Origin of the sequence: Streptococcus sp. HMSC034E03, assembly GCF_001811505.1 — a bacterium.
Taxonomy (GTDB): Bacteria; Bacillota; Bacilli; order Lactobacillales; family Streptococcaceae; genus Streptococcus.
This window is the reverse complement of record NZ_KV804996.1, coordinates 107,962-116,720: the sequence shown is the minus strand read 5'-3', so window position 1 is coordinate 116,720 and position 8,759 is coordinate 107,962. Positions and strand designations below refer to the sequence as shown.

The following is an 8,759-nucleotide window of genomic DNA, read 5'->3' as shown; positions in this document are numbered from 1 at the left end:
CAAACTAATTTCTAGAAATATTTTTAGCAGTCTTAGTATCCTGTTCTAGATTCATTCTACTATAGCTTTTTTCAACACTACAGTTGAAAAACATACTAAGATTAGTAGTGAGAAAATCTACGACGGGAGAAAGTACTCACTACTTTTTCGTTATGTTAAAGTAGTGGTGTCTTGTTAAGTCGATAAGTCCTTTGGCGCTAACTGAGGATATTGTCTGCGCTAAAAATCGTCTGCACAAGGTTTTACAGGTCACTTTTCCTGAATTGGAAAACATCTTGTCGGCACCAACTGGGGAACAATATTGGAACTTGGTCATGACTTTTCCATGTAATAGTTTTGTACTGGAGTCAGATGACGCCGCATTAAGAGCTATCATCCGTCAGTCTACGGCGAAACGCATCTCTGAAAAACGTGTGACTTACTTAGTAGATAAGCTTACAAAACTAGCTAATCAGTCTTATTGTGCGGTCAAAAAAACCTCTCCAGTGATAGAAGAGGTCAAATACTATGCAGGGGAGTTACTTAGGCTTTCTGAACACAGACAAGGTGTTTTAGAGGAGATGGTAGCATTGGCTCAATCTTTGCCAGAATACGAGATTCTTCTCTCTATTCCTGGAATAGCTGAAACCACAGCGACAAGTATTATTGGCGAACTTGGTGACATTCGTCGATTTCACTCTGCCAATCAAATCAATGCTTTTATCGGCATTGACCTCAGACACTATGAATCTGGAAACTTTCTAGCCAAGGAACATATCACTAAACGTGGGAATCCCTATGCCAGAAAGATTCTCTTTAAGTGCATTCATAACATCGCTTCAGCTAGCCACACCAATCCCTGTCATATCGCAGACTTCTATGAGAAACGGAAAAGACAATCGCAAGTGACTTCAACCAAACCACACACGATTGCCTCTATACATCGTCTCATTAGAACAATGTATTACCTTATAACGCATAACAAACTTTACGATTATACTTCTACCCAAAATCGGTAAAATTGTTTATGCCATATTATTGTAACACCTTATCAAAAAAATCACCAGATAAGGTGTTGGTTTAGTGTACACTTTTTTCACTAAACTTTAGTTCAGAAAAAGACAATTTCCTTAGTTTGACTATGGAAATCAAACTATTTTTCATCAAATACCTTGATATACTTGACAAATGGTAGAAAAGGATTTAGTCTTCTAGCATACCGAACTAAATCCTTGGTCTAAATCCTTGGTCTAAATCATTTGTCTCTTTTTGCAGTCTGAACAACAGCGCTAGGCTCATTTGACAGACATCTTTCTCGAGATGATACTCTCTATTGTCTAGTTGTTAACAACTTCTATTAGCTACCGCCTAATATGTTTTTTTCTGGTTAGAACCGAGTTTTTAGGACTGCTTGAGGTACTTGCTCACTTCTTTGATACTAAGGTCAGCTACTAAAAATTCTTTACTCTGCCAAAAAGTTCTGAATGGCTGGTATGGCGATTTTACCAAAATTCTCATCAATACGATGTCGTCCCCCCTCAACTGTGACCAATTTAGCATTTGGAATTCTTTGACTTGCATCTACTGAATATTGATAGGGAGCAGTTGTATCATTAGTTCCATGTACAATTAGAGTAGGAGCCAATAATCTTCCTCTGTACATCTTCAATATCAATATCTAGTGCATCTGTCAGATAAATTTTACCCAAGCTAGCATTATGACGTGTCAAACTATCAGGGAGTTGATCAAATGATGGACTTCCAAGATTTTGATAAGTTTCCTTCACATCATCAAATAAAACATAAGCGGGGAAAATCAGGCCGAGCTTGTAGATTTGTTCAGGATTAGTAGCTGCATACAGGCTAGCTACCACACCACCCTGACTGACACCTATTATGCTCAGATGATCTTTATCAACATAACTTTCTGATGTCAGTTTATCTACTACATTCGTTAAGTCTATTAACTCTGTTTTAACTGACATACCAAGCATATCTTGACCACCACTTTTAGAATTACGGCTTCCTCCATAATAGTCAAATCCATATACTAAGAATCCTTGTTTCACTAATAATTGAATATAATCCTTATACATATCAAATGTATTATTAAAGCCATGTGAGATAAGTACTACTGGTAATTTTTCATTTTTATAATCTCTAGGTGCAGTGATTTGACCATACAGTTTTTTATCTTCATAAGCAACCGTATATTCCTCGGTAACAATATCTTCTGTCGGAACTAGATGACTCTCTTGAATTTTAGGTGATCGTTTCACTTCTTGACTAGAAGCAGATGAAATACTTTCTTCAACTTGACTACTTGACGACGTATTTTCTCTATTTTTCCAAATAAAGATCGCCCCTCCTAGTATAAGAATAATCGTTAAAATGCTTATAATATATTTCGAAAATTTCATAGATTTTCCCTTATTGTTATTTTTTTATCTTATGCTAGTATTAGAAATCCTCCTGCCCTACTAAGTGGTGCTGAAAGGCATAAACTGCTGCCTGGGTGCGGTCGCTAACCTGAAGCTTCGCTAAAATGTTGGATACATGGGTTTTAACAGTTTTGAGGGAGATGAACAATTCATCGGCGATACGCTGATTTTCATAGCCCTTGGCGATTAGTTGAAGGACATCTCGTTCACGCGCAGTCAGCTCTTCATGTAATTCAATATGATTGCGGTTGTATTCTACCTTTTTACTCACCTCTTGTTCAATAGCGAACTCACCGGCTGCTACCTTACGAACAGCGTGTAACAATTCATCTGCGCTCGAAGTCTTAAGCATATATCCTCTAGCTCCAGCATTCAAGACTGGCATGATTTTTTCATTATCTAGGTAAGATGTCACAATCAAGATTTTAGCCTCTGGCCATTCTTTGAGAATAGCTAGTGTCGCATCAATCCCATTGACTTCAGGCATGACAATATCCATGACAATCACATCTGGACGAAGCTCCAAGGCCATGGAAATTCCTTCCGCACCATTGGTTGCTTCTCCTACAACCTCTACATCATCTTGTAATTCAAAATAACTTTTCAAACCAAGACGCACCATTTGGTGGTCATCTACCAATAATAGTTTCATCTTACTTCCTCTTATCTATCCAAATCAAGCAAGGGAATACGAATATCCACTGCCAAACCTTGCTTGGGAGCTGTTAATAATTGTATAGTCCCAGCCATATCTTCCACTCGTTCTTTGATATTTCGCAGACCATAGCTCAGTTCATCAACATCATCCAGCTGAAAACCACGACCATTGTCTGCAACCTTCAACTGTAATTCCGTTTCCGTTTGATAAAGATAAACATCTAGACAAGAAGCTTGGGCATGACGGAGAGTATTACTAATCAATTCTTGGACAATACGAAAGACATGCTCCTCAATTTTTTTAGGCAGTTCGTCTACCTGATATTTAAAACTGACTTTAAGTTCACTTTTTTCTTCCAATTCTTTGAGAAGCAACTGTATCCCCTCAACCAGACTCTTTTGTTCCAGTTCAATAGGACGCAAATGTAAGAGTAGGATACGCAAATCTCTCTGGGCTGTCTCCAAAATAGCTGTCACACTCTGGAGTTGTGTCTGCATCTTCTCTTTGTCTAATCTGGAAGCTTGTTGACCGAGTCCTGATAAAATCATATGGGCAGCAAAAATTTCTTGGCTAACCGTATCATGCAAGTCACGCGCGATTCGCTTACGCTCCTTTTCGATAATCTGTTCTTCCTTGACCAAGGCTTGATTGTCCGCTTTTTGAATGGCTTCTGTCAATAAACAAAGCTTGCCTGACAAGTTTCTAAAACTTGCGTCTAAGTCGGCATCCCCAAGACTTTTAATATCTTTACCAGCCAGCAGATTCTTAAGGTTTGCTTGGATTTTTCTACGTGAATTCTCGTCAACCATTGTCCAAAATAGGACCAATAAAAAAGCAAGGGCAAGACTAAACATCAAAGCTAGAAATAGGATTTTTTCTGTCTTCTCTAAATCTTGGAAAAGAGAAGTCCACTCCAAATCCAAGACCTTAAAAATACTTCGAAATAGAAAAGCAACAAAGAGAAATGAGGTGAGTCCAATTAAAATATAGGGTTGCTTTTTCATCCTCTCACCACCTCAACATCTCCAACCATGGTTGTCAAAAATACCTTAACACTCTTAGGACTCTTGAGATAATCTCTAGTTTCTTGATGGAATTGTTCATTACGTAAAGCACGTTTAGGCTGGTCAAAAAAGGTTAAATCTCCGTACAGAGAATTGACGCTAAGGCTGACTTCTACATCCACTGGTACAATAATTCTAGTCGTACCGACCAGTTTTCTCAAGATGATAACATTATCATGGTTGCTTAAAATGACATGTTCTAGATGAATGGTATCTTTCCCCATGAGACGAAAAAGATTGATATCATCAAAACAACAAGTCTGGTAACTTGAGAAGTGGTGTAGATTTCCAAACCAGCGATTTTTCTCCCTCTTTACCGTCACTACTTCTTCAAAAAACAGATTGGTATCTTCCCTTTCCTGATTCATCATAGGGTAAAGCAGGAAGAAACTATAAATCAAAGCCACAAAGATGGCTAAAATGACAAAGGGATTAAGCATGATGATAAAGAAAAATAGGATGCTCACTGCCACTAAAATGAAATTGTTTCCCTGTCTTCCAGTATAGTATCGAATCAGCAGTAAAAACAAGAGCAAAATAAGTAGAAAACGGGAAAAATGCTCTGATACCATCATAATCAGAGCTCCTGTCAATAAACAAGCTTCAATAAATAGAAAAATTTGAAATTTTCGCATGTAACCGTCCTCTCTATTTAATTGTATCACAAATCCCAAAAGTCACATCCGTCTGAGGAATGATAAAGAGGTCGGGACTAAAATCCCGACCTCCTCACATTTGGTCTTTTGCTTCTTTTAATTTTCCATAAAGGAGATAGTCGACCTGCTGCAAATCCTCAATCCTTGCGCAATTAAGGGCACACATAATCAAGCGTAGGTCTTCCTTCCAACCTTCAACAATGGAAATAACGACATCAACAGAGTAATTTTCAACCAGTTCTAACATAGTGCGTGATAGACCAACTGCCTTGGCTCCAAACACTAAGCATTTGATGATATCTAGTGGATTGCGAACTCCTCCACTAACCAAAAGTTCCATCTTGTCTTTCCAGTCTTGGGCATTCAGAAGAGCCTGCATCGTTGATTGACCCCAGTCATTTAGGTAATCACGCTGTCCACCGCGACGGTTTTCAATATAAGCAAAGCTAGTCCCCCCACGACCAGACAAATCAACGGTTCGTATTCCCATCTCGTAAGCCTTAGCAATAGTCTTCACATCCATACCAAAGCCGACTTCTTTTAAAACGAGAGGCACAGAGATTTGCTCAGCATAATCTTTCAGATTATGCTGCCATAATCTAAATTGACGTTCACCCTCTGGCATGAGCAATTCCTGCATGACATTAACATGAACTTGTAAGAGAAGGGGATTCATCTCTCTTACTGTTTGTAGACCTAGTTCTACAGGTTTGTCTAAGCCAATATTAGTTCCAAGAAGGATGTCAGGGTAACTAGTTTTGACTGAAAAAGAATCATCTGAAGGATCCTTGAGAGCAGCGCTGTAGGAGCCCGTCACAAATAAAATCCCACAAGCATCTGCCACCTGAGCCAGCTTTTGATTGATTTCTCTCCCCTTATCGCTTCCACCCGTCATGGCATTGATATAAAAAGGAAAGTCCCATTTTCGCCCTGCAAATTCTGTCGAAAGGTCAATTTCATCTAAGTCATATAAGGGTAGCGAAGAATGAATTAGTTCAACTTCATCAAAACTATTATAAGTACTGTTTTGTTCAAGGGCATAGCGGATGTGCTCATCCTTCCGATTTGTCGTCATGTCCTATCCTTTCTTGATACAAGAGCTCAATCCCTAGATCAGCCCAGCGTTTTTTCAGTAATGTGGTCGAATTTTGGTCAAAACTGAGAGCAATCCCACAGTCTCCACCACCAGCACCACTACTTTTTGCAACAGCTTTTAAGTCTCGGCTGGCATCTTTTAATTGTCTGAGCGAAGGTGTGTAAATATCTGAACTCAAGCCTTCTAAAAGTTGGCTGGCTTGTTCTAGTAGCTCCATTATCTTTTCTTCTTGACCTGCCTCCAAAGCCTTTACCAAGTTAGTTACAGTTTCTTTTGAAGCCTGCAAAAAGCTAGCGTTCATATTATCCTTGATTTGCTTGACCATGTGACTAGACACAGCTACTTCCTTGGTCCAGCCCACCAAAAAATCAAATTTCAAGGCTGGTTCAACACTAGAAATAGAGAAGCCCCAATCACGTGCCAATACAGTTGGCAAGTCTTCCTCTTCTAGCCATTGTGCCACTTTCTCCCGGTCAAAAGACTGATAGAGGACCAGATCTTCTGAAACGATACAGGCAATGTCACCCATGGAACCATTGTCTCCACGTTTGAGAAGGACTGCACTCGCCAGTTTAAACAAGAGGTCTCTTTCAGCTGGTCTTTCATAGAAAGCAAGCATAGCCTTGATAACCAATACAACGACGCTACCACTAGAACCCAGACCAAACTTCTTGCCCTCACGTTCCATTTTCCCGCGAATATCTAAGGAAAATGGCTGCAAGTCAACCCCTTGATCAGTCAGATACTCCTCCACCAAGGCAACTGTTTCTTGAATCAAGGCATAAGAAGAATCCGGTCGCATATCTACACTATATGTAAACATATCTGAGTAGAGTCGATAAGCATCAGATATTTTAATCTCAGCCGTCATATAGATGGGGATGGCTTTTATTAGTGCCAACTGTCCTGGTTCTAAAATGGCATACTCACCAGCCCAATAGAGCTTCCCACAAGTTTTAACAATCGTCATCTTGGCTCAAATCCTTTGTTTTTGATACGATCAATCGGTAGCGTTGGCCTAAGAGTTCTGACAAATGTTCCAAGTCTTTTTCTAAACAAAGAACCTTGACATTAGGCCCCGCATCCATGGTAAAGTAGCAAGATTCACCTTGTTCTCTAAGCTGACGAACGAAATCCATAGCCTCATAACTCGCATCTGTCAGATATGAGAAGGATGGAGTTGCTGTCTTTGTCGTCGCATGCATAGCTAGAGCATTCTTCTCTGTTAATTCCCCAACTTTTTTAAAGTCATTTTCCTTGAGGTAGACTAACATATCCTTGTAATCTTGTTCAGATTGACGAATCCACTCATCAAAAGTCGTAGAAGTTTCGACACAGAGCTTCATCCCATCTCGACTGGAAATTGGTTTTTTCTGGTCTTCCAAGACCAACATAATCATAGCTAGTTTCAAGTCAGTTTCGACAGGATAAATCTCTCCACTATCCTTGTCCCAGGCTGCCAAGGGGCCATAAAAACTACGAGATGAAGAACCCGATGCAAACTTAGCTTCCAAGGCCAATTCTCTGCGATTCAGCCCAAGTTGGAAATATGCGTTACAAGCTTTGACCAAGGCAGATAAACCACTGGAACTTGAAGAAAGGCCTGCTGCTGTTGGCATATTGTTCTTAGTATCGATACGAACAAACCCTGCTCCTTCAGGACGGTAGCGGTCAATGATTTTACTCATCTTTTTATGTTCAGCTTCATTTTGCAACTGATCATTGATATAGAAAGCATCCGAGCTTGCATCTGCTGGTAAAGGAGAAAGTGTCGTCTCCGTATACATATTTTCTAAGGTTAGAGAGATACTGCTAGTCGCAGGAACCATCTCTTTTTCTGCTTTCTTCCCCCAATATTTGATAATGGCAATATTGGCATAGGAACGTACTGTTACAGGCTTTCGATCCATGTCTGAACAGCTCCTTTCTCTTCTAATCTTTCTGCTAAATCTTGAGCTTGGCAATCGTCAGCTACCAAAGCAATGATGCAACCACCTAGACCACCACCACTCATCTTGGCACCTAAAGCACCATATTGAAGAGCAGTTTCAACCAAGGTATCTGCTTCAGGACTACTAACCCCAATCTCTTTTAGATTTCCATGTGCTTTTGTTAAAATCTCTCCCAGCTTCACGGCATCTTTTGTCTTTATAGCTTCTTCTGCCTGCTGGGTTAACTCTCCTAGTGCATGCAAGAAAGGTAAGGCTCCCTTACCCTTGCTCTCTACAACTTGAATAGCTTCACGAGTATGTCCATAGACTCCTGTATCTGCAATAACCAGATAAGCCGACAAGTCCATAGCTAGTTCTTCAAAACCAACATTCTTGATAAAACGAATAGGCTGGTCACTCAGACAAGTCTTGGCATCCAGTCCACTAGGGTTCATATGGGCGATCATCTCAGCGCGATTGACCAGGATTTCTAGCACATCATGTGGAAGTTCTGCTTCAAAATAATCAAATACCGCGCGAATGGCTGCAATGCTAATGGCTGCCGAAGAACCCATTCCCCGTTTTTCTGGAATAGCCGAGTCAATTTGACAACGAATGCAAGCTTCTCTGATATTTAGATACTCGAGAGAAGCATAGACAGCCATGGACAAGGTGTCCTCTTCAAAAAGCTGCCATGGTGTCGCTGCCGGTACAACCCGACAAGTCACCTCTACCTCTAAAAGTGGCAAAGAGATGGCCGGATAGCCATAAACGACTGCATGCTCTCCTATTAAAATAATTTTACTATGTGCCTGACCGACACCAACTTCTTTTGTCATTTAATCCTACTATCAGACGAAAATCGTCTGTTTCTAGATAAAATTTTAGAACTTTATTCCTTTCTATTTTATTATATTTTCACAAAAAAAGCGAT

At 40.0% G+C, this 8,759-nt stretch carries 9 protein-coding genes and 1 pseudogene; 1 reads left to right on the top strand and 9 read right to left on the bottom strand.

The window, feature by feature from the left end; translation table 11 throughout:
• Nucleotides 1-197 precede the first annotated feature (197 nt).
• Nucleotides 198-998: pseudogene (locus HMPREF2805_RS07995) on the top strand (transposase); the annotation flags it as partial.
• Nucleotides 999-1,441: 443 nt separating this feature from the next.
• Here HMPREF2805_RS07995 and HMPREF2805_RS11685 read toward each other — a convergent pair.
• From HMPREF2805_RS11685 to mvk, 9 genes are all read right to left on the bottom strand, one after another.
• A complete protein-coding gene (locus HMPREF2805_RS11685) occupies nt 1,442-1,624 on the bottom strand; it encodes an alpha/beta fold hydrolase (RefSeq protein WP_398577615.1) in 183 nt (60 codons plus the stop codon).
• Nucleotides 1,593-2,399 carry an alpha/beta hydrolase family protein gene (locus tag HMPREF2805_RS07990; protein ID WP_398577614.1) on the bottom strand — a complete coding sequence of 269 codons (807 nt, stop codon included), beginning with the start codon at nt 2,397-2,399 and terminating at the stop codon, nt 1,593-1,595. The genes HMPREF2805_RS11685 and HMPREF2805_RS07990 overlap by 32 nt, the downstream gene beginning before the upstream one ends.
• A 40-nt stretch (nt 2,400-2,439) precedes the next feature.
• The gene (locus tag HMPREF2805_RS07985) at nt 2,440-3,072 is read right to left on the bottom strand and encodes a response regulator transcription factor (protein WP_075232081.1); all 633 of its coding nucleotides are present in this window, start codon (nt 3,070-3,072) and stop codon (nt 2,440-2,442) included.
• A gap of 11 nt (nt 3,073-3,083) precedes the next feature.
• Nucleotides 3,084-4,082, bottom strand: coding sequence for an envelope stress sensor histidine kinase LiaS (locus HMPREF2805_RS07980; protein WP_075232080.1), 999 nt, complete (start codon nt 4,080-4,082; stop codon nt 3,084-3,086).
• The gene (gene liaF, locus HMPREF2805_RS07975) at nt 4,079-4,777 is read right to left on the bottom strand and encodes a cell wall-active antibiotics response protein LiaF (protein WP_075232079.1); all 699 of its coding nucleotides are present in this window, start codon (nt 4,775-4,777) and stop codon (nt 4,079-4,081) included. Before liaF ends, HMPREF2805_RS07980 begins: the two co-directional genes overlap by 4 nt.
• A gap of 94 nt (nt 4,778-4,871) precedes the next feature.
• Entirely contained in the window at nt 4,872-5,873 is a 1,002-nt protein-coding gene (gene fni / locus HMPREF2805_RS07970; protein ID WP_075232078.1) for a type 2 isopentenyl-diphosphate Delta-isomerase, read from the bottom strand.
• Nucleotides 5,851-6,864 carry a phosphomevalonate kinase gene (locus HMPREF2805_RS07965; RefSeq protein ID WP_075232077.1) on the bottom strand — a complete coding sequence of 338 codons (1,014 nt, stop codon included), beginning with the start codon at nt 6,862-6,864 and terminating at the stop codon, nt 5,851-5,853. Before HMPREF2805_RS07965 ends, fni begins: the two co-directional genes overlap by 23 nt.
• Nucleotides 6,851-7,804: a diphosphomevalonate decarboxylase gene (gene mvaD, locus HMPREF2805_RS07960; protein ID WP_075232076.1), complete on the bottom strand. Its 954-nt coding sequence runs from the start codon at nt 7,802-7,804 to the stop codon at nt 6,851-6,853. The genes HMPREF2805_RS07965 and mvaD overlap by 14 nt, the downstream gene beginning before the upstream one ends.
• On the bottom strand, nt 7,786-8,664 hold the full coding sequence (mvk, locus tag HMPREF2805_RS07955; protein WP_075232075.1) for a mevalonate kinase: 879 nt from the start codon (nt 8,662-8,664) through the stop codon (nt 7,786-7,788). Before mvk ends, mvaD begins: the two co-directional genes overlap by 19 nt.
• Between the last annotated feature and the right edge of the window lie 95 nt (nt 8,665-8,759).